Origin of the sequence: Cohnella faecalis (assembly GCF_003570905.1) — a bacterium.
Lineage (GTDB): Bacteria > Bacillota > Bacilli > Paenibacillales > Paenibacillaceae > Cohnella > Cohnella faecalis.
Genome location: NZ_QXJM01000040.1, coordinates 482,320 through 503,777, shown reverse-complemented (window position 1 = coordinate 503,777; position 21,458 = coordinate 482,320). Strand labels below are relative to the sequence as shown.

Below are 21,458 nucleotides of genomic sequence, written 5' to 3'. Positions count from 1 at the left end.
TAACCGTGGGATAGATAAGAGGGGAAGAGAGCACCGCCATGTCGACGGAACGGAAGGAAATTGGAATTCCGGGGGATTCCGCGCAAGGGACGCTGCTGAAGGGAGCCGCGCTGCTAGGGGGAGCGGCGCTTCTATCCAAGCTGATCGGAACGCTGCAAAAAATACCGCTGCAGAACGTTGCCGGAGACGAAGTATTCGGGTTGTACAGCGCCGTATACGCGTTGGCGGTCATGTGGATTACGCTGGCTGCGGCAGGGGTGCCGACGGCCGTCAGCGTGCTCGTCGCCGAGAGAAGCGCCGATGGCGAGGACGAGGACGCTCAAAGGGTATTGCGATGGTCGATCGTGCTGCTTGGCTTGAGCGGATTGATTGCATTTGGGCTGGCGCAGGCATTCGCCGATACTCTCGCGGCCTGGATGGGCGCGAAGGATGCGGCTTCGGCGATTCGTACATCGTCCATCGCGCTGCTGTTCGCCCCGGCAACGGCCGCGATGAGAGGCTTCCGGCAAGGGCAAATGAAGATGCTGCGGCCTGCCGTATCACAGATCGTGGAGCAGTCGGCCAGAGTGGCGTTCATGCTGGTCATGCTCGTATGGGCCATTGAGGCTGGCTGGTCCCCGTCTTCAACCGCGGCGTCGCTTCACGGCGGCTTGGCGGCGGGAGCATCGGCGGGCCTTGCGGCTATGCTTTGGCCGGCTCGCAAAAGGCGGGAGCCGATTGCTCTAACGGTCGCGGCCAGAGGAGCTCGCAAGAAATACGGGAGCAGCGGGGCAACTGCCGTTGAATCCACGTCGGCAGACCCGGTTGAGGAGCCGACGGCGAACGCGGCAAAGTCGGCGTCATCATCGGGCTCGGCACCGGCAGCCGGCTTCGCCCGCCCGAAGAAGGTCAGGATGCCGGAAACGAGGCTGGCTCTCGTCAAGCGCATCGCCGTCGTGGCCATTCCGGTCGCTATTGCGTCCGTCGCGGCGCCGTTGCTTGGCTTGATCGACGCTTTCTCGGTGCCGCGCCTGCTGCAGCACGACCCGCAAGTAACTTCTTCATCGGCCATGGCGAGCTTCGGGGTGTATAACCGGGGAGTCGCCTTGCTGCAGCTCATTCTAATGGCGGCCAGCGGCGCGGCGGCGGCGCTCGTGCCGGCACTGACCGCTGCACGCGCGCGGGGCGAAGGCGGAGGCGAGGAAGCGGCGATGCGCGCCGCCTTCACGATCCGGCTCGCCTGGTGGATCGGCTGCGCGGCAGCCATCGGCCTCGCTCTGCTCGCGTCGCCGGTCAATATCGCGCTGTTCTCGGACAACAGCGGCTCCGCAGCGCTTGCGATCATCGCGTTCGCCGCTGTCGGCGGTACGCTTCAAGCGGTGAGCGGCGGCTTGCTGCAAGGGCTCGGCGAGCTGCGCGCGCCGGCCGTTAACCTCGCTGCCGCCGCCATCTTAAAGCTCACGCTTAACGCGCTGCTAGTGCCCGCTTACGGCATCAACGGCGCGGCGGCCGCCATGACGCTCGCGTTCGCCGCCGCCGCACTGCTTAATGCGCTGTCGCTGCGCCAGCGCATTGCCATTCCTGCGCCTCGCGCCGCCACTATGTGGCGCCCGGCGGCAGCTCTAACCGCCATGGCCGCGCTCACCGCACTCGCCGCGGCGCTAATCGCGGCGCTCGCCCGCGCCCTGCCGGACCGCGCCGCCGCGCTGCTCACCGCGCTGCCCGGCGTTGCCGTCGGCGCGGCCGCTTTCGCGGCGAGCCTCGTCGCGTTCGGCGCCTTGTCGCCGCAGCAGTGGCGGGCGCTGCCCGGCTTGTCGGCCGGTTCGCGGCCAGACCGAGCATTCACGCGCCTATTCGGCGCGTCGATTCGCATACATCGCTCCGCAGAAGCGGAGCAACCCTGGAAAGGATGATCGTTGACTATGCATGGCACCATTACCATCGTCGGATTAGGCTCCGGCGGAGAAAACCAATTAACGCTTGGCATACTTAAGAAGCTTGAGCAAGCGACGCATCGCTACGTGAGGACCGTCGACCATCCTGCGGTAGCCGATCTGTCTGCGCGAGGCATCGAGTTCGTCTCGTTCGATTCGTTGTACGAGAGCTACGGCCGCTTCGAAGAGGTGTACGAAGCGATCGCGAAGACGCTGCTGTCGGCGGCCGCCGATCACCCCGGCGAATCGATTGTCTACGCCGTTCCCGGTCATCCGATGGTCGCCGAGCGGGCAGTGCAGCTGTTAAGGGAGCGCGCCGTACAGGAAGGAATCGAGCTGCAGCTACTCGGCGGCGAAAGCTTTCTCGACCAAGCCTTCGTCAGGCTCGGATTCGACCCGATCGAAGGTTTCCAACTGCTGGATGCCTCGGAACTTACGCGCGAGCACCTTCGCCCTCGCCTTCATACGATCATTGGGCAAGTGTACGATGCGTTCACCGCATCCGACGTGAAGCTTGCGCTAATGAGCGTCTATCCGGACGAATATCCGGTCACCGTGGGCCAAGCGCTGGGCGTTCCGGGCCAAGAGCGAATTTTGACGGTTCCGCTTCACGAGCTGGATCGATTGGACGTCTACGGCAATCTGACGCTCGTCTATATCCCGGCTGACTCGTCCGAATCTTTGCGCCGCCGTTCCTTCGAGCGGCTGCACGAGATCGTCTCCATCCTGCGCGGTCCGGGCGGCTGCCCTTGGGATCAGGAGCAGACGCATCAATCGATCCGCAAAAATTTCATCGAAGAAACGTACGAAGCGATCGAAGCGATCGACAACGACGACCCCGATAATATGAAGGAAGAGTTCGGCGATGTCATTCTCCAGGTGCTTCTGCACAGCCAGATGGAAGAGGAGAACGGCGCGTTCGACGTCTACGACGTTCTGGCCGAGCTGAACGACAAGCTTATTTTCCGCCATCCTCATGTTTTCGGAGGAGAGGATGCCCGGAATGCGGAGGAGGCTCTGAAAAATTGGGAGCAAATGAAAGCCGAGGAGAAGCGCCGCAAAGGGGTGGAGGAACGCCAGTCGGTTCTGGACGGCATTCCGAAGGACTTGCCCGCCCTGCCAAGGGCGTACAAGCTGCAGAAGAAGGCTTCCCGCGTCGGCTTCGACTGGCCCGATCTGTCCGGCGTATTCGATAAAATCGAAGAAGAGCTGGCCGAGCTTCGCCAAGCTGCATCCGACGAGTCGCCCGAACGTCAGAAGGACGAGCTCGGAGACTTGCTGTTCGCCGTCGTCAACGCCGCCAGATTCATTAAGGCCGATCCGGAGGAAGCGCTTGCGGGGACGAATCGCAAGTTCAGAAGCCGGTTTGAATATATCGAACAACAACTGCGTATAAGAGGACGAACTTTTGACGAGACTGGTTTAGTAGAGATGGAAGAGTGGTGGCAGGAAGCGAAATTGACTAATTAGCTTCCAAATTGCACACTAAATTTGTCCATTTCCAGAGTTTTCGGCAACTTTCTCGCAATTTCTACTTGTTTCGAGAATTTTTTTTGGTTTGGCGGCAGGATTTTTTTAGCAGGGGACCGAATAGTTATCATGGTGCTTTATCAAACAAACGTTTTCACAAGCTGGAAACGAAGATAACGGGAGGAAATTCGAAACATGAACAAAACCGACCTGATCAACAACATCGCAGAAAAAAGCGGCCTTACTAAGAAAGATGTGGAGTCCGTATTGAACGGCTTCCTGGATGAAGTATCCGGCGCATTGGCCGGCGGCGACAAAGTTCAACTTATCGGCTTCGGCACGTTCGAGACTCGCGCTCGTTCCGGTCGCGTAGGACGCAACCCGCAAACGGGTAAATCGATCGAAATTCCGGCTTCCAAGGTTCCTGCTTTCAAAGCGGGCAACAAACTGAAAGACGCCGTTAAGTAATTCATGCGACTCGATAAGTTTTTGAAGGTGTCGCGGCTTATTAAGCGCCGCACCGTCGCGAAGGACGTGTCCGATCAAGGGCGCGTCCTTCTCAACGGTAAGGAAGCCAAACCGGGCAGCGTCGTGAAGCCCGGGGATACGCTGGAGGTTCAGTTCGGACAGCGCATTCTGACGGTGCGCATCGAACGGTTGGCGGAGTCGGCGCGCAAGGAAGACGCGGAAGAGCTCTATACGATTGTGAAGGAAGAGATTCGCAAGCGGGAGGATTCCGCGGATTTTCTGCAAGGCTAGACATCCGTCATGTTTAACAAAGGCATCCAACCGTTAGCGGTTTGGATGCCTTTGTTGCGATTGCGGCCGATTAATGCCGTCTGCCGCTCCACAAACGGCGGACAAACCGGAAGGCGACATAAAGCAGAACGCCCCAGAACAGCACGCCGATCAGGGAGAAGCCCCGGTGCCGCCGCCCCAGCCTCCGAATCCGAAAGGATTCAGCAAGCCTCCAAGCAAGGAGCCGGCAGTCAGTCCGCCGAAAAAACCGCCAAACCTTCCCGTCGTGCCCGCAGCGGGCGTCCTTGTCGTTCGCCCTGTATTGGTTCCGGGAGCGACCCCGGTCCGATTCCCTCCGGTGTAGCCGCTTCGAGGAGCGCGGTACGTTCTTCTGCCTGATCGAAAAGCTTTCGATTGAACGGAGTTATCCTCCTCTTTCATGGTCGGGACGCTTTCGGACGTTCCGTTAGGCTGCTCGATCGCGGATGCTTGTATGGATGCGGCTTGTCCGAATATACAGAGCGCCAGGACGATTCCAACCGCTATACGGCGCATTTCGTTCCCCCTTTGACCGTAGCATGATGGGATCGCGGATAGTATTGGCAGATCGGAAGGGGTTATACGGCAGCCGTTCGAAGGTATGAACGAATAAGAGACGCAAGTTAAGCTGCAAAGAGCAAACGTTTGCCCCTGTCCGAAATCGGCGTCCCCGCATCTGCTGATAAATAGCCATTATTCAGTGGAGGGTGACGGATGACGAAATTTTTGATCGTGAACGCCGACGATTTCGGCTTATCTCCCGGCGTGAATCGGGGTATTGCGGAAGCCTTTGCCGCTGGCGGCATTACGAGCGCCTCCATGATGGTCAACATGCCGGGTTTTCAGGATGCGGTCAGGCTGGCTCGGTTGAATCCCTTCCTCGGAGTGGGTCTCCATTTCAATCTTACTTATGGCAAGCCGTTGTCCGAGCCTCGTCTTGTGCCTTCGCTTGTTAACTCCAGCGGGGCTTATCTCGGCATCCGCAGCGCGGCTGCATGGACGGATAAGGACATTGCGACGGAGCTTGCGGCGCAGTGGAACCGATTCGTATCGACAGGCTTACGGCCGACCCATCTCGATTCCCACCATTTGCTGCACCAGAACATTCCTTCCGTTTTCAACGTAATGGCTTCATGGGCCGAGCGGGAAGGCATTCCGATGAGACGTTCCCAGACGCCGATCGAACCGAACGGGCAGCAGGCATGGACGACGGATTATATATGGCTGGATACGTATCACGAGGAGGACGGCTTGCTGCGTCTGCTGCGCTGCCTGCACAATCTTCCGGATGGAACGACCGAAATCATGTGCCATCCCGGTTATGCGGACGATATTCTGCGCGAATTATCCGAATGGGCGAATGTGAGAGAGGCGGAGCAAGCTGTCTTCTGCCATCCTTCCGTCGGGTTGACTATTCAAGCTCTCGGTATTTGTCCGATCCATTACGGAATGCTGATAAAGAAGCGGTGTGAAATGGAACGAATTCCTATCCCTTCCCTGGCAGCGGCTCCGACAGATTTGATTCCGGCAATCGAACCCGCCCCGGAGCCGCAACCTTTACGCGAAAAACAACAACGATTGATTCATAGCGGCAAGAACAGAAAGAAGAAGAGGTCGCCTGCGAAGCGCCGCCGTGCGGGCAGAGCAAGCCCTGCGCGAGGCCGTCGTCGGCAAAGAAGCCGTAAAAGACGAAAGCGCCCAAGCTGATCGCGTTCATGCTGCGCAATAGGCTGTTTTCCGGCGCTATCGCAGGCTGTGACAATGCGCTGCGCGGTCGAGTGTACAAGAGTGCTTAACCCGACAGTAGCAGGGAGACTGACAGCACTCTAGTGGAATGGCCGAGACTGCGTTGAGACAGTCGGAGGATCGCAATGTAACTGCTGACAGATAGAGTTAGCTCGGCTAGCCTGCCCCCCCTCCTTGGGCTACAATAGACGGAATAGCAACCGACCGTTTGACATTTGAGGAGGCGCTACATGACTACCCCCGAAAACTCGCAAGCATCCGCCTTTGAAATATGGATCGGCGCATACGGCGCCAAGGACGAGGTCACGCTTACAAGATTGCAGCTTTTTTCCGATACGGCCGAGCTAGTCAAAGCGGCCGAATATGCAGGAATAGAGGACGCCTCGTTTCTCCGTATGAACCGGTCCGGCACCCGACTGTACGCCGTTAGCGAAACGCTTGAAACCGACGGCGAGGAAGGCGGCCAGCTTGCGTCTTTCCCGATAGAGCCGGACACGCTTAAGCTGGGCCCCGTGCAGTTTCATCGAACCTACGGCGCTCACCCTTGTCATCTTTCCCTTGCTCCAGAGGAGGATTGGCTCGCTGTGTCCAACTACAATGGAGCTTCGGTTACTTTGTTCATGATAACCCCCGACTCGCGCCCAAGCCCGGCGGTTATTCGGCTTTGTCATACGGGCTCGGGTCCGAACGAGCAACGGCAGGAAGCGCCGCACCCGCATGCGGCCGTATTCAGTCCGGACGGCAACTATATGTTCGTTCCCGATCTCGGGCTCGATCGAGTAATGGTTTACGCTCGCGGACCGGAAGCCAACGAATGGTCCGGACACGAGGCGATTTCGATGGCGCCAGGCGACGGACCGAGACACTTCGCGTTCCATCCTTCCGGCCGAGCCGCGTTTGTTGTGAACGAGCTAAGCTGCACGGTAACCCGATTCACCTACGATGAGAAAGAAGGGGCGCTTGGGCGCCAGGAATCGATTACGACATTGCCGTCTTCTTTCAAGGGTGACAACACGTGCGCCGAAATCGTCGTTTCTCCCGACGGCCGATTCGTCTATGCTTCCAATCGCGGCCATGACAGCATTGCGATATTCCGGATCGACGATGCTACGGGTCGGATCGAAGCTGCCGGCCACGTATCGACTCGTGGAAGCAATCCGAGGAACTTCGCGCTGACGCCGGATGGATGCTGGCTCATCGCCGCCAACCAGGATTCCGACAACGTTGTTCTGTACCGGATTGAGCCAAATTCCGGCCTCCCGATTTTTGCCGGCACAGAAATAGCGGTTCGCAAACCGGTCTGCGTACTCATCCGCGAAGCCCGGACGTAAAAATGTAGCGGCGTAAGCCCCGCAATAGCGCGCCCGCAGCCGGTTACAAGCGCCGAGAGAGTGTGTGTACCGCCAATAGCGCGCCCGCAGCCGGTTACGAGCGTCGAGTGAGTGTGTGCACCGCCCAATAGCGCGCCCACATCCGGTTACGAGCGCCGATAGAGTGTGTGCACCACTCAATAGCGCGCCCACAGCCGGTTACGAGCGTCGAGTGAGTGTGTGTACCGCAATAGCGCGCCCACAGCCGGTTACGAGCGCCGATAGAGTGTGTGCACCACTCAATAGCGCGCCCACAGCCGGTTACGAGCGTCGAGTGAGTGTTGTGCGCCGCCAATAGCGCGCCTGCAGCCGGTTACGAGCGCCGATAGAGAGTGTGCACCGCCAATAGCGCGCCCGCAGCGGGTTACGAGCGTCGAGTGAGTGTGTGTACCGCAATAGCGCGCCCACAGCCGGTTACGAGCGCCGATAGAGTGTGTGCACCGCCCAATAGCGCGCCCACAGCCGGTTACGAGCGTCGAGAGAGTGTGTGCACCGCGCAATAGCGCGCCCACAGCCGGTTACAAGCTTCGAGTGAGTGTGTGCACCGCCAATAGCGCGCCCGCAGCGGGTTACGAGCGCCGATAGAGAGTGTGCACCGCCAATAGCGCGCCCGCAGCGGGTTACGAGCGTCGAGAGAGTGTGTGCACCGCCAATAGCGCGCCCGCAGCGGGTTACGAGCGTCGAGAGAGTGTGTGCACCGCCCAATAGCGCGCCCACAGCCGGTTACGAGCGCCAAGCGAGTGCATCCCACCCCCAAGTAGCCCGCCCGCAGCGGGCTACCGCGCTCACACCGGGCCCTCTCGCTGCCCCAATAACCCGCCAGCAACCAAGCCGCCCCCTTGCCCGCCCCCACATTCGGCGCAGGAAAATATTACGCCTATTCTAGCAACCGCTTTCCTACGACAATGGAGATAGATTGTAACGATCGATTTCCGGGCATCGAAAGGGGAGCTTCTTTTGGCTGTGCCGTTATTTTCTGTGTTGATTGTGCGTCTATTTCTATTATTTTCGGCGATATGGTCGATATTTCCGTTTCAAGCAAAGGATGAGTCTCAGTCTGTCGCGAACGTCGTTCCAGCTCATACATATAAGGTCGTCGGCTACTATTCATCATGGAGTGCGTACAACGACCGCTACCCCGTCTCCCAAATCGCCGCGTCGAAGCTAACTCACGTGAACTACGCTTTCGCCGATATTTGCTGGGAGGGAAGAGGGGCAGCGTCGATCAGCGCCAGCCTTGCGGCAACGGTTCCTCGGCTCCCGTGTCGAACGGAACGCTCGTCATGGGCGATCCGTCCATCGATATCGCCAATTTCAATCAGCTCAAAAAGCTGAAGCAAGCAAACCCCAAGCTGAAGACGCTTATTTCCGTCGGCGGATGGTCCTGGTCGGGCCGATTTTCCGATATGGCCGCAACCGCAAAGACGCGTGAAACGTTCGCCGACTCGACCGTCTCCTTTTTGCGCCGATACGCCTTTGACGGTGTCGACCTCGATTGGGAGTATCCCGGCGGAGGAGGGATGGCCGGCAACAGCAGCCGTCCCGAGGACAAGACCCATTTTACTCTGCTGTTGAAGGAGCTGCGTGCGAAGCTGGATGCGGCGGGCAAAGCGGACGGCAAATCGTATCTGCTGACTATAGCGGCCGGTATCGGAACGCCGTATTTGAATAATACCGAGATGAGCAAAGTCGCGACCGTCGTCGATTGGATTAACGTCATGACGTACGATTTTAACGGGGATTGGCAAAAAACGAGCGGTCACAACGCCCCGTTGTATCGCGATCAAGCGGCGGAGGCGGCCAATCTTCCCGATGCGAAGCAAGCCTATGGAGAGGCGGCTATAGCGGGCTTTCGCAAGGCGGGCGTGCCCGCGAACAAGCTGGTGCTCGGCATCCCTTTTTACGGGCGGGGGTGGAGTGACTGCGGAGAGGCAGGCAACGGGCAATATAAGGAATGCTCGGGACCGGCGAAGGCGGCTCCAACGTCCAACGGCACTTTTACTTACGACCAGCTTGCGGCGAAGTACATCGGCAAGAATGGATATCGCCGCTATTGGAACGAAAATGCCCGAGTACCTTATCTTTATAATGCCTCGAATCGGACGTTCATCAGCTATGACGACGCCGAATCGATCCGTCATAAGACCGCCTTCATCCGATCGCAAGGACTGGCGGGAGCGATGTTCTGGGAGCTTGGCGGCGACGCGGACGGCAAGCTGCTCGCCGGAGCGGCTGCCGATTTGAAGCAAGCCGCGACCGTTCCGGTTCCTGCGCCCGTTGCTCCAGGTCCAGTCGGCTGGCTTGCCGCCATTCTCGCCTGGCTGCTCGGTCACCTTCGCTAGCTAAGCCGGTTCTATTCGTCCAAACCCTCCCATATGCTAGACCTAAGAGGAGGAGGGACGTGCTATGGACCACGGCAAAACCGCGAAGCACCAGGAAGTTCGGATGCTCAACCGCAAGCTGCTCGAAATCTCGGGGGTCGGAAACGTAGAAAGCTTCGACAACGAAGAATTTCTGCTGGAAACCGAGTGCGGTTTTCTAACGGTGCGGGGGCAAAACCTGCACATGAAAAATTTGAATCTCGAACAGGGGCTCGTCGCGATAGAAGGACTGATTCACTCCCTCCAATATTTGGACGGGAACGGTGCGGGCAAATCCAAGGGACTGTTCGGGAAGCTGTTCAAGTGAACGCGGCCGCTCAATGGATGACGATAGGCTCCATGGTGTTGTGCGGACTGTCGATGGGCACCGTGTTCGACGTCTATCGAGTAGCGGCGCGCCGGTTTCACATCGCGCGATGGATGCTTCCTCCGCTCGATCTGATTTACTGGGCTGCGGCGACACTGTGCGTGTTTGCCGTGCTGCTGCGGTACAATCACGGGAAGTTCGTCTGTTCGTTTTTTTGGGACTCGGCATCGGCGTTACCGGATATTTCGGATTGTTCAGCGGATGGGTGGTCAGGCTGTCGGGGTGGCTGTTCGAAGCGATTAAGCGGGTATCGCTGCTGCTGTGGCGGATCGTTCGGGTGCTTTTGATTATTCCTGTTTCTTGGCTCGTACGTTTTCTCGCCAAGCTGATTGACATCGTCTTTATTATCCTGGCCGCTATTTTATTAGTCTTATACCGTCTTGCAGCCAAGCTTCTTCGTCCTCCGGACGATGGCTGTGGGCGAGACTAATGCCGGTTCGCAGACGAATGCAGCCGATCGTTCTCGCTTGGAAGAGAGCGAAAGAGAAATGGCGTCAAATCCGCGAGCTTTTTCAAAAAAAGGAGTAAAACGAGAAGTCGAATACAGCGACAGAATAAGACGGAAGTACGATAGTTTACCCTACCATCATATGTTATAATAATCGCTATTCATGAGTAAAGAGAGGAGGCATCGGAATGTCAACCCGATCGGCGGCTGCAGCGCCAACCTATATGGGCGTTCGCAGACGGTTGAGGCTATTGTTGTTCGTTGTCGTTCTTTTTATGAGCTGGGCTTTATATACTTACATCGCCCAACACGGGCAGATGAGCGACCGCGGGCAGCAGCTACGGGAGACGGAGAAGCAGCTTTCCGATGCCAAGTTGAAGAGCGATAGATTGACGCAAGAGGTTAGTCGGCTGAACGATCCCGAATATATCGGACAGATCGCCCGCAAGGATCAGGGGATGGGAATGCCCGGCGAACAAGCGATTCATGTCGAACCGACGAAGCCTTGACCTGTTTCGACATGACAAAGCGGGACGAACGTCTGTTGACCTTGCTTTTGCAGGTCGGTTATAATCAACATAACCGGAGATTATTCCGGACACTCATGTTCTAGGGAGGAACATCGGTTTTTATGGCCATCGAAGTGGGCACCAAATTGGAAGGTAAAGTAACCGGCATTACGCATTTTGGAGCATTTGTGGATCTCTCGGGAGGAGTCACAGGGCTCGTCCATATTTCCGAGATTGCCGACAGCTACGTGAAGGATGTCAACGAGCATCTGAAGATTGCCGATGTCGTGACGGTAAAGGTCATTAACGTAGACAAAGACGGTAAGATCGGACTGTCGATCAGACAGGCCGTGGACAAACCGCCGGAACAACAGCAGCAACAGCAACAAAATCGTGGACCTCGCGACCGCGGAGGCCGCCCCTTCAAGCCTGGTCCAGGCCGTGCCACTTTCGAGGACAAAGTGTCTCGCTTCTTAAAAGACAGCGAAGAGCGCATCTCCAACTTGAAAAAAAGCACCGAATCCAAACGCGGCGGCCGTGGCGGACGTCGTTCCTAACATACGCTATGCGATCGAGGCCGGGTCCGTGAGGATCCGGTTTTTTGTGTCTTCTAACGCTTCTAAAAGAAAAAAATAATGAGAATTATTTTAGCAGCGCTTTCATTCGCGCTCATCCGGCATTTGCAAACGATCGCCGCCCTTCGGGGCGACGGAACGCGCCGTCGGATGAGCGCGTTTTTTCGTTAGCGGAGGCGTCCGAATGACCGGAACATATTTTCGATTAGGTTGAAAATAAGGTGTCGCAGCGCGGGTTCGACCCCTTCCCGAAAACCGTCGGACAGCAAGGGCGGAGGGTGTCGGAAAAAACTTTTGGCCGACAGCCGGGTTATGACAAACTTCCTTTTTCGGTGCTCCTATAATAAGAGGCACATTACTTTTGTGAGAATGGGGTGTGCATGATGGACAAGCCGTCCGTCGTTCCTTTCGTGCCGCGCATAGGGAACGGACAACAATCGAGCCAGCATTCGGTCAAACGGAACAAAAGGAAATGGTTGCCGCACCGGCATTCGTCCGGACGCAAGGCTGATCAGCCGTTGTCGTATTGGACGACGTTGCTGGAGGCTCTTCGGGCCCAACTGCCTCTTGCGGGAACGCTCTTGATCGGCTTTTTGCTCGGCAGGGCGGAGATGCTGGAGGGAATAGCTCCTTTTGCCGCTGCTTTTTTTGGAGTCGTGTTGTATGTAAGAAGGGAGTTCGCCTTCTGGGCTGCCTTATCTCTCGCATGCGGCAGCTTTTTCTCCATCGATCCGATGCCGACGGTCATTTGTGCGGAGTTAGGCATTATTTACTTGTTGTTTCGAGGCTTGGAAAAATACGAGCGTGCGGATTTGTCCCATGCGCCGGTCGTCGTGTTCGCGGCAACGCTCATCGTACGTCTATTCGATACCGTTCTTACCGCTGACAAGACGGAGTGGCTTCAGTATTTGCTGACGGCGGTCGAGGCCGGACTTGCGTTCGTGCTTACGCTGTTGTTCGTACATGCGCTCCCGGTGTTAACCCGAAAGAGGAAGTCGCTGCCGCTTCGCCACGAGGAATGGATCGGACTGACGATTCTGCTTGCTTGCCTTATGACGGGAATGACGGGCTGGACAGTGCTTGGAATCGCGGTCGCGGCAGTTCTGACCCGGTATGTCGTTCTTATATCGGCGTTGGCGGGAGGCCCCGCGCTTGGCACAACGGTCGGCGTCGTATCCGGCGTCATTATCGGCTTGTCCGATTCGGCCGCGGCTTCGGAAATCGGGCTGCTCGCATTCGGAGGGTTGATGGCCGGCTTGCTTCGGGAGGGGGGCAAGGCAGCCGTAGTATTCGGGCTAATGCTGGGTACGTCCGTGCTGGCACTCTATACCGGCGACGGAACGATAGCGATGGTATCCACTTGGGCGTCCGTCGCCGGGTCCTTGCTGCTTCTTGTAACGCCCAAAGGCTGGATCGAAGCGGTCGCCAGAACGGTACCGGGCACGAACGGTCATGCTCAGACTCAGCAGGAATACGCCCAGAAGGTACGGGATCTGACTGCGGAGCGAGTCGCCCGATTCTCGGAGGTGTTCCGCCAGCTGTCCCGAAGCTTCCGCCAAATGACGCAGCACGGCGAGTCGGTGCGCCAAGACCGCGACTTCGAGCATTTCGTCGGAGCCGTTCACAAGCAGGCTTGCGCCGCTTGCCACAAGAGAGCTGCTTGCTGGGACGGGCAGCAGTATGTTCAAACCTATGCTCTCATGACCGAAATGATGACTACCGTGGAGCAGAATCCGAACGTAACCTCCGCGCAGCTGCCGAAAATGTGGACCAAATTATGCGTGAAAACGCCGCAAGTACTCGACGTTTTGAAGCGGGAATACGAATTGTACCGTCACGATCTTCATTGGAGACGCCAGCTTCAGGACAGCCGATACTTGGTAGCCGATCAACTGTCGGGCGTCTCGCAGGTGATGGACGATCTTGTGAACGAAATTCGCCGGGAAGCTAAGCAGCTGGAGAAGCAGGAATGGCAAATTCGCGATTCGCTCGAACGGCTCGGATTGGCGATCCAAGGCATTGAGATTATTAGTCTCGAAGAGGGGCATATCGAGATCGAGATGATTCACGCTTTTCGTACCGGGTACGATGAATGCCGCAAAATGATCGCTCCCCTTCTGTCGGAAATATTGGGAGAGACGGTCACCGTCGCCCGGGAACGGACCGGAGAGCCTGCCGTGCATTTGTCCTCGGTAACATTCGCCTCCGCCAAGGCTTTCGAGGTCATAACCGGTGTTGCGGGAGCGGCGAAGGACGGCGATTTGCTGTCGGGAGACAGCTTCAGCATGATGGAGCTCGGCACGGGCAAATTCGCGGTTGCGCTCAGTGACGGGATGGGCAACGGCGCACGAGCGCGAATGGAGAGCAGCGCCGCACTCTCGATGCTTGAGCAATTGCTGCAATCCGGCATCGACGAACGGCTTGCCGTGAAGTCCGTCAATTCGGTGCTGCTGCTCCGTTCTCCGGAGGAGATGTTCGCGACGGTTGATCTGGCTCTTATCGATTTGTACAGCGCTCATGCCACGATGCTTAAGATTGGATCTACGCCAAGCTTTATTAAGAGAGGGAGGGAGATTATTCCGATCGCCGCGAACAATTTGCCCATAGGCATCCTGCACGATATCGAGATCGATTTGCTTCGCGTTCAACTGCAGCCGGGCGATACTCTCATTATGATGACCGATGGGATCATGGATTCTCCGGGACATGCGATCAATAAGGAGCTGTGGATGAAGCGGGTTATTCAGGAAATTCAGACCGACGATCCGCAGGAGCTTGCCGAGGAGCTTCTTGCCGAGGCGATGAGGCAAAATCCCGGAGGCGGCATCGGCGACGATATGACCGTCATCGTGACGAAGATTACCCGGTATCAGCCGGAATGGGCGGCCTTCCGCTTTCCGGGAATGGGCAAGATGGAACGGCCAAGGACGGTGAGCTGAATGGAGGAGCGGCTTATGATGGGGAAAATGAAGAATATGAAGAGTATGAAGAGTATGAAGAGTATGAAGAAGCTGATGAGCGGTCGTCCGGTTATGATGCGATTGGAGCGGATGGCGCTGGCGATGTTGGAATTTTGGGTGGGCTTGTTTGCCGGAGGAGCGTGGTTCTATTCTTTGGCGAGCCATATTGTACGATCCGGCAGAAGACTGCTGCCATCCGGCAGCGCGGGCGTCCATGTCGGCCAGGCTCCGGACGGGGGATTGCCGATGCGAAGAATCCCCGTCGTTCTTCGAGCCCAGCCGTTTACCGCCATTCGGAAAGTCGCGGGCTTACCGGCAGGGCCGCCGTAAGTGAGCTGCGGAATGACGTGTGGTACCTTAACATAACGAAGGCCTGCCGTGGGCAGGCCTTTTGCGGCTCGTTTATTTAACGGGTGCCGGCGCGCCTGAATAAGGCAGTCACAGCTACAATGACGTGCGGATGAGGAGGGAAGTGCCGAAATAAGACCGTCAGAGTTACTATTACGAGCGGATGTGAGGGAGAGCGCCGAAATAAGACCGTCAGAGTTACTATTACGAGCGGATGAGGGGGGAAGCGCCGAAATAAGGCCTTCGAAGGTTAGTTACCAAGCGCGTTAACGAGCCGCTCCATCGCCCAATCCAGCTCATGCCGAGTAATGATGAGCGGCGGAGCGAGACGGATGACGTTGTCGTGCGTCTCCTTGCATAGCAGTCCATCCCGCATCAGCCGCTCGCAATACGGCCTCGCGCCAACGGCGAGCTCGATGCCGATGAAGAGTCCGCGGCCGCGCAGGTCAAGAATGAGCGGATGGCCTCCAAGCTCCTTCGAGAGTCTATCCAGCAAGTAGTCGCCAAGCTCCGCGGACCGCTCCGCCAGCCGTTCCTTCTCCATAACGTCGAGAGCCGCGATCGCTACGGCGCAGCCTAGCGGGTTGCCTCCGAATGTCGATCCGTGCGATCCCGGATCGAAGACGCCAAGCACCTTCTCATCGGCGGCTACGGCCGAGATTGGAAAGACGCCTCCGCCTAAAGCTTTGCCGAGTACATAGACGTCCGGCTTCACATCCTCCCAATCGCAAGCGAACGGCTTCCCGGTACGCCCGAAGCCGGTCTGAATCTCGTCGGCGACGAACAGGACGTCGTTCATCTTGCACAGCCGCGCAGCTTCACGCAGATAACCGTCCGGCGGAATAACGATGCCGGCTTCTCCTTGAATCGGTTCAATGAGAAAGGCGGCGGTATTCGGACCGATCGCCTTCTCCAGAGCCTCCGTATCTCCGTAGGGTACGATTCGGAAGCCCGGCGTAAACGGCCCGAATCCTCGACGGTACTCCTCGTTCGAGGAGAAAGAAACCGCCGTAATCGTCCGCCCATGAAAATTTCCTTCGCACACGATAATCTCCGCTAGCCCGTCCGGTACCTTTTTGACATTGTACGCCCATCTCCGCACGGCTTTGATCGCGCTCTCCACGGCTTCCGCTCCCGTGTTCACGGGCAGAATCATGTTCTTCCCGGTGTAACGGGTCAGTTCCTCATAAAATTCGCCAAGCCGATCGTTATGGAATGCGCGAGACGTCAGCGTTACCCGATTCGCCTGATCTATGAGCGCCCGTATAATGGCCGGATGCCGATGTCCATGGTTCAAGGCGGAGTAGGCGCTTAAGAAGTCCATGTATCGCTTGCCTTCCGGATCGCGGACCCATACTCCCTCCGATTCGGCGACAACAATGGGGAGCGGGCGGTAATTCCGGGCTCCGAGCTTCTCCGTCAGGGCAATGGAACGAGTCGTATCGTTCATCGGTATTTCCTCCTGTTGCTGATGACATCCTAATCCGGGACATGGTTTAATGAGAGTAGGTCGAGTTCCGACAATAACCTACCGAAGGGGGCGCGCCAATGTCCGATCGCATCGAGAAAGATTCCATAGGCGAGCACACGGTTCCATCAGGAGCGTATTACGGCATACAGACCATTCGGGCGGTCGAAAATTTCCCCATTACCGGCGTTTCCGTTCATCCCGAGCTATACGTCGCGCTTGCGCAAGTGAAGAAAGCGGCAGCCGAGGCGAACGCCGAGCTTAAGCTGCTTCCCGGCCGAATCGCGGACGCGATTATTCGCGCGGCCGACGAAGTCGCGGTAGGCGGATTAGCCGATCAGTTCATCGTCGATTCCATTCAAGGCGGCGCCGGTACGTCCATCAATATGAACATGAACGAGGTGCTTGCCAATCGGGCGCTCGAGTTGATGGGGCTGGCCAAGGGCGACTATTTTCATTGCAATCCTAACAATCACGTCAACATGTCGCAGTCGACGAACGATACGATTCCAACGGCGCTCCGACTTGCCGCGTACCGGCTATCGCTGCTGCTGCTTGAGCAGATGCAGACTTTGAGAGAGGCGCTTGAGCGGAAAGAGGCGGAGTTCGACGACGTTATCAAAATGGGCCGAACCCACCTTCAGGACGCGGTGCCGATCCGCATGGGACAAGAGTTCGGCGCTTATTCCCGGGTAATCGGACGGGACATCGAACGGATCTCGCGGGCGACGAATAATTTGCTCGCGGTGAATATAGGAGCGACGGCGGTCGGCACTGGCTTGAACGCCAAGCCCGAATACATACAACTGGTCGTCGCCAAGCTCGCGGAGGATACGGGGATTCCCGTCCGCTCGGCAGACGATCTGGTCGATGCTACACAGAACGCGGACGCATATACGGAGCTGTCGGCGGCGCTCAAGGTATGCTCGGTCAATCTATCGAAAATGTGCAACGACATCCGGCTTATGGCTTCCGGGCCGCGCACCGGGTTCGGCGAAATCAAGCTGCCGTCGCGGCAGCCCGGATCCTCCATCATGCCCGGCAAGGTGAACCCGGTCATGGCCGAGGTCGTAAACCAAGTCGCATTCCAGGTCATGGGCAACGACCATACGATCTGCATGGCCTCGGAAGCGGGGCAGTTCGAGCTGAACGTCATGGGTCCCGTTATCGCCTTCAACCTGCTGCAATCTTTGAAAATCATGCGCAACGCGCTTGTCGTTTTCGTCGATTATGCGCTCGCCGGCATGGAAGCGAATCGCGAGCGGTGCCGGTCGTACGTGGAGCAAAGCTTCGGAATAGTGACGGCGCTGAACCCTCACCTGGGTTACGACGTAGCGGCTCAGCTCGTGAAGGAAGCTTTAAGGACGGGCTTATCTATTAAGGAGATTATTTTGGAACGCCATCTGCTTACGCCGGAGGAAATGAACGAAATTCTCGATCCGATCCAGATGACGACTCCCGGAATCGCCGGGGAGCATCTGCTCAAAGAGCAATAGTCGCTACAGGATCGTGTCGCCGAGAAGGGAGGCGATGAGTTCGACGGTCAGCCGGGCCGTCTCGTTCCGGATATCGATAGCGGGATTCACCTCTACGAATTCCGCCGAGGTGACGATCCCGGCCTCGCAGAGCAGCTCCAGTGCGAGATGAGCCTCGCGATAGGAGATTCCTCCGCGCACCGGGGTTCCCGTGCCCGGAGCAAAGAGCGGGTCGACGCTATCCGCGTCGAAACTCAGATGAACGCCGTCGCACGAGCCGGATAGCTTGCGGATCGTTTCTTCCATGACGAGAGGGATTCCTTTGCGGTCGATATCGTGCATGGTGTAACAAGTGATGTTGGAAGCGCGAATCAACTCCTTCTCGCCTTGATCGAGCGATCGCGTTCCGATCAGGACGACATTTTCCGGCTTCAGCTTGGGCGCATGGCCGCGAATCCCGGTTAGCTCAGGAGGGCCGAGACCAAGGCTGGCCGCAAGCGACATCCCGTGGATATTGCCGGAGGGGGTCGTCTCCGCGGTGTTCAAGTCGGAGTGAGCGTCGAACCAAACAACGCCCAGATTGGCATATCGGTCGGCCATTCCCGCGATCGTTCCGACAGCGATACTGTGATCGCCTCCCAGCACAAGCGGAAATTGCCCGCGAGCGGCCGTTGCCGCAACTTGTTCGGCAAGGAGCCGATTGGCTGCGGCGACTTCCCGGACAAAGTTGAGTTTGCTTTGGGCCGTATTTGCGCCTTCAGTCGCTATCGCATCCTTATCCGTTCCTAAGTCTATTGTCGCTCCGTCATCGACGGGAAACGGCTCGTAACGATGAACGTCGTAGCCCAATCGGCGAAGATCGGCTTCCAGCCCCGCCTGCATAATGGCATGGGGGCCGCCTGCCGCGCCTCGCCGCGCAGCACCGAGATCGAAGGGGACGCTAATTACGCCGATCGGTTTCCGAAGCCGGTTCATAGACAGTCATCCTCTCCGGACGAGTTTTTTAACGCTTGAAAATGCTCTTCGTTATGAACAGGAGGTTAGCCGGCCGCTCGGCCAGCCGCCTAACGAAATAGGGGTACCACATTCGCCCGTAAGGCACGTAGCAGCGAATGCGGAAGCCTTCGCGCGCCAGCCTTTCTTGCAGAGGAGTCCGGATGCCGTACAGCATCTGAAATTCGAATGAGGAGGGCGATACGTCGAAGCCGGATGCACAAAATTTTGTCCATTCGATCATTCGTTCGTCGTGGGTGGCCACAGCGGTATAGACGCCGCTGCGCAATCTTGCGCTAATGAGCCGCTTGAAGCTGTCGTCGACATCTTTCATATCGGGGTAGGCGATGGCTCCCGGTTCCTTGTACGCTCCTTTGACGAGCCGCACGTTCATTTTCTCGGCCGTGATCCGTCGCAAGTCCCATTCGGACCGCCGCAAATAAGCCTGAATGACGGTGCCTGTATTGCTCAGTCCTTCTGCCCTCAATCTCCGAACCGTCTCGATCGTAGCGGACGTATAGGGTGAATTCTCCATATCGAGCCGCACGAAATTTCGCAGCGTTTTCGCTTTCGACACGATTTCGCGAATATGGGCATATCCGGCTTCCTCGTTCAGAGCCAAGCCCATTTGAGTCGGCTTGATCGATACGTTGGCATCGACGCCGGAAGCTTCAATGCCGTCTAGCAGACGCAGAACCTCTTCCTTGTACCGCTGCGCTTCCGTCAAATCACGAATTCCTTCTCCCAAGTGGTCGAGAGTCGCCATGATTCCTTTTTCGTTCAGCTTTCGCGCCTGATCCAGAGCTTGCTCCATCGTTTCGCCTGCGACGAATCTGCCCGCGCCCAGCTTCAGGCCGCACCGGGAAGCTATCGATTCGGCAACCCGGTTGCCGGCCATGGCGAGCAAAGCGGATCTGAACATTCGGGTTACTCTGTCCACTTGTTCCTTCACCTCCTTCGAATAGCGATGACCTGTCGAGAGGCTGGCATATGCCGCGAGTCATTCGCATTTATTGGCATTAGACTGCCGCAGTTCGCAGAAGGAGGAGATAAGCATGCTGGAAGCTTTTCGCAACGAGCCGTTCACCGATTTTTCTCCGGCGCATCAAGCTCAGGCGTTCAAGGAAGCGTTGAAGAGGGTCGAAAAGGAGCTAGGCCGCGAATATAGACCGATCGTCGGAGGCGAGCGTATTGACGTGGACCGCTTCGCGCCATCCGTCAACCCCGCGAATCCGAAGCAAGTAATCGGAATTGTAGGGCAAGCGGATCGGGAGCTGGCCGCGCGAGCGATTCGGGAAGCTTCCGAAGCGTTCCGGACGTGGAGCCGGGTGCCGGGTTCGGAGAGAGCGCGTTATTTGTACAAAGCGGCGGCTCTTCTGCGTCGGCGAAAATTCGAGTTTTCGGCGTGGATGGTATACGAAGCGGGTAAAAGCTGGGTAGAGGCTGACGTCGATACGGCTGAAGCGATCGATTTCATGGAGTTTTACGCGCGGGAAATGGAGCGATTGGAGGAGCGGCAGCCTCTGTATCGGATAGTTGGCGAAGACAACGAGCTGACCTATATCCCTCTAGGCGTCGGCGTCGTCATTCCTCCTTGGAATTTTCCGCTTGCCATCATGGTTGGGATGACAACGTCCGCTCTCGTGGCGGGCAACACGGTCGTCTTGAAGCCCGCGAGCCCGACGCCCGTCATCGCGGCCAAATTCGTGGAACTGCTTCACGAAGCGGGCTTGCCGCCCGAAGCGGTCGCGTTCCTCCCGGGCTCCGGCGGGGAAGTGGGAGATGCGTTGGTCGAGCATCCCCTCACCCGGTTCGTCAGTTTTACCGGCTCGCGCGAAATCGGGCTTCGTATTAACGAAAAGGCGGCCAAGGCGCAGCCCGGGCAGCGGTGGATAAAGCGCGTTATCGCCGAGATGGGCGGAAAAGACGCCATTGTCGTAGACAGCGATAGCGACTTGAACGCCGCGGCTGAAGCGATCGTCGTATCGGCGTTCGGCTTCGCCGGGCAGAAATGCTCGGCCTGCTCGCGGGCTATCGTGCATGAAGCGGTGTACGACGAGGTATTGGCAAAAGTGGCGGAGAGAGCGAGCAAGCTCGTTGTTGGCGACCCGACGGATGGAGCGACTTACATGGGCCCGGTTATCGATGAGAAAGCCTATCTCAGCATCTTGGCATATATCGAGAGCGGACGGAGGGAGGGCCGTATCGTTTGCGGCGGCGGCAAGGCGGCTGGCGACGGCTATTTCATCGAACCGACGGTAATCGCGGACGTGGAGCCGGGCGCCCGCATCGCGCAGGAAGAAATATTCGGCCCCGTCGTTGCGTTCATCCGGGCGGCCAGCTTCGACGAAGCGTTGCGAATCGCGAACGATACCGATTACGGGCTGACCGGAGCTGTGTTCTCGAGAAGCCGGGCTCATCTGGAGCGGGCGAGGCGGGAATTTCATGTCGGCAACCTGTACTTCAATCGAAAATGCACCGGCGCTCTCGTCGGCGTTCACCCGTTCGGAGGATTTAACCTCTCCGGCACCGATTCGAAGGCCGGCGGTCGGGACTACCTGCTGCTGCTGACCCAAGCCAAGCTCCTATCGGAGAAAATGTAAAAAAATCCGCGCCGCCTGCCGATTTCGCTCAAAACATGTTCATACTTGTAGATGG

At 57.7% G+C, this 21,458-nt stretch carries 19 protein-coding genes and 1 pseudogene; 16 read left to right on the top strand and 4 right to left on the bottom strand.

The genetic code is table 11. The features are described from left to right. Positions 1–38 precede the first annotated feature (38 nt). The 4 genes from D3H35_RS23710 to D3H35_RS23695 all read left to right on the top strand — a co-directional run bounded on the left by D3H35_RS23710 (position 39) and on the right by D3H35_RS23695 (position 4,142). The gene (locus D3H35_RS23710) at positions 39–1,892 is read left to right on the top strand and encodes an oligosaccharide flippase family protein (protein ID WP_119151631.1); all 1,854 of its coding nucleotides are present in this window, start codon (positions 39–41) and stop codon (positions 1,890–1,892) included. Positions 1,893–1,901: 9 nt separating this feature from the next. Beyond that, complete coding sequence (gene yabN, locus D3H35_RS23705; RefSeq protein WP_119151630.1) at positions 1,902–3,383, top strand: bifunctional methyltransferase/pyrophosphohydrolase YabN; 1,482 nt, start codon at positions 1,902–1,904, stop codon at positions 3,381–3,383. A 195-nt stretch (positions 3,384–3,578) separates the two neighbouring features. Further along, positions 3,579–3,851, top strand: a complete 273-nt coding sequence (locus D3H35_RS23700) for an HU family DNA-binding protein (RefSeq protein WP_119151629.1) — start codon at positions 3,579–3,581, stop codon at positions 3,849–3,851. Positions 3,852–3,854: 3 nt separating this feature from the next. After that, positions 3,855–4,142 (top strand): RNA-binding S4 domain-containing protein, encoded by a 288-nt coding sequence (locus D3H35_RS23695; RefSeq protein WP_119151628.1) that lies wholly within the window; start codon positions 3,855–3,857, stop codon positions 4,140–4,142. Between the two features lie 150 nt (positions 4,143–4,292). On the opposite strand, the gene D3H35_RS23690 is transcribed toward D3H35_RS23695, so the two are convergent. Next, positions 4,293–4,676 carry a hypothetical protein gene (locus tag D3H35_RS23690; protein ID WP_119151627.1) on the bottom strand — a complete coding sequence of 128 codons (384 nt, stop codon included), beginning with the start codon at positions 4,674–4,676 and terminating at the stop codon, positions 4,293–4,295. Positions 4,677–4,874: 198 nt separating this feature from the next. Here D3H35_RS23690 and D3H35_RS23685 point away from each other — a divergent pair, with 198 nt between their 5' ends. The 10 genes and pseudogenes from D3H35_RS23685 to D3H35_RS23645 all read left to right on the top strand — a co-directional run bounded on the left by D3H35_RS23685 (position 4,875) and on the right by D3H35_RS23645 (position 14,846). Further along, on the top strand, positions 4,875–5,867 hold the full coding sequence (locus tag D3H35_RS23685; RefSeq protein ID WP_119151626.1) for a carbohydrate deacetylase: 993 nt from the start codon (positions 4,875–4,877) through the stop codon (positions 5,865–5,867). 269 nt (positions 5,868–6,136) lie between these two features. Continuing rightward, positions 6,137–7,237, top strand: coding sequence for a lactonase family protein (locus D3H35_RS23680; protein ID WP_119151625.1), 1,101 nt, complete (start codon positions 6,137–6,139; stop codon positions 7,235–7,237). A gap of 1,235 nt (positions 7,238–8,472) precedes the next feature. Beyond that, the gene (locus tag D3H35_RS23675) at positions 8,473–9,618 is read left to right on the top strand and encodes a glycoside hydrolase family 18 protein (RefSeq protein ID WP_233568117.1); all 1,146 of its coding nucleotides are present in this window, start codon (positions 8,473–8,475) and stop codon (positions 9,616–9,618) included. 64 nt (positions 9,619–9,682) lie between these two features. Next, complete coding sequence (yabP, locus tag D3H35_RS23670) at positions 9,683–9,964, top strand: sporulation protein YabP (RefSeq protein WP_119151624.1); 282 nt, start codon at positions 9,683–9,685, stop codon at positions 9,962–9,964. 17 nt (positions 9,965–9,981) lie between these two features. After that, a pseudogene (yabQ, locus tag D3H35_RS34995) lies at positions 9,982–10,104 on the top strand (spore cortex biosynthesis protein YabQ); the annotation flags it as partial. A 17-nt stretch (positions 10,105–10,121) separates the two neighbouring features. Continuing rightward, positions 10,122–10,454: a hypothetical protein gene (locus D3H35_RS32860; RefSeq protein ID WP_233568116.1), complete on the top strand. Its 333-nt coding sequence runs from the start codon at positions 10,122–10,124 to the stop codon at positions 10,452–10,454. A 206-nt stretch (positions 10,455–10,660) separates the two neighbouring features. Then, positions 10,661–10,981: an FtsB family cell division protein gene (locus D3H35_RS23660; protein WP_119151622.1), complete on the top strand. Its 321-nt coding sequence runs from the start codon at positions 10,661–10,663 to the stop codon at positions 10,979–10,981. A 122-nt stretch (positions 10,982–11,103) separates the two neighbouring features. Further along, positions 11,104–11,538, top strand: coding sequence for a S1 domain-containing RNA-binding protein (locus tag D3H35_RS23655; protein ID WP_119151621.1), 435 nt, complete (start codon positions 11,104–11,106; stop codon positions 11,536–11,538). A gap of 398 nt (positions 11,539–11,936) precedes the next feature. Then, positions 11,937–14,495 (top strand): stage II sporulation protein E, encoded by a 2,559-nt coding sequence (gene spoIIE / locus D3H35_RS23650; protein WP_233568115.1) that lies wholly within the window; start codon positions 11,937–11,939, stop codon positions 14,493–14,495. Between the two features lie 15 nt (positions 14,496–14,510). Then, the gene (locus tag D3H35_RS23645; protein ID WP_147355926.1) at positions 14,511–14,846 is read left to right on the top strand and encodes a hypothetical protein; all 336 of its coding nucleotides are present in this window, start codon (positions 14,511–14,513) and stop codon (positions 14,844–14,846) included. Positions 14,847–15,114: 268 nt separating this feature from the next. Here the strand turns inward: D3H35_RS23645 and D3H35_RS23640 are convergent, their stop codons facing one another. Next, the gene (locus D3H35_RS23640) at positions 15,115–16,314 is read right to left on the bottom strand and encodes an ornithine--oxo-acid transaminase (protein WP_119151619.1); all 1,200 of its coding nucleotides are present in this window, start codon (positions 16,312–16,314) and stop codon (positions 15,115–15,117) included. Positions 16,315–16,412: 98 nt separating this feature from the next. On the opposite strand from D3H35_RS23640, the gene aspA reads away from it, so the two are divergent. Next, positions 16,413–17,828: an aspartate ammonia-lyase gene (gene aspA / locus D3H35_RS23635; RefSeq protein WP_119151618.1), complete on the top strand. Its 1,416-nt coding sequence runs from the start codon at positions 16,413–16,415 to the stop codon at positions 17,826–17,828. 3 nt (positions 17,829–17,831) lie between these two features. On the opposite strand, the gene rocF is transcribed toward aspA, so the two are convergent. Together rocF and D3H35_RS23625 are read right to left on the bottom strand one after the other, a co-directional pair. After that, positions 17,832–18,782 (bottom strand): arginase, encoded by a 951-nt coding sequence (rocF, locus tag D3H35_RS23630; protein WP_119151617.1) that lies wholly within the window; start codon positions 18,780–18,782, stop codon positions 17,832–17,834. A gap of 28 nt (positions 18,783–18,810) precedes the next feature. Further along, on the bottom strand, positions 18,811–19,740 hold the full coding sequence (locus tag D3H35_RS23625) for a proline dehydrogenase family protein (RefSeq protein ID WP_119151616.1): 930 nt from the start codon (positions 19,738–19,740) through the stop codon (positions 18,811–18,813). Between the two features lie 115 nt (positions 19,741–19,855). Between D3H35_RS23625 and pruA the strand changes: the two genes are divergently transcribed. After that, positions 19,856–21,403 carry an L-glutamate gamma-semialdehyde dehydrogenase gene (pruA, locus tag D3H35_RS23620; protein WP_119151615.1) on the top strand — a complete coding sequence of 516 codons (1,548 nt, stop codon included), beginning with the start codon at positions 19,856–19,858 and terminating at the stop codon, positions 21,401–21,403. Positions 21,404–21,458: the final 55 nt, after the last annotated feature.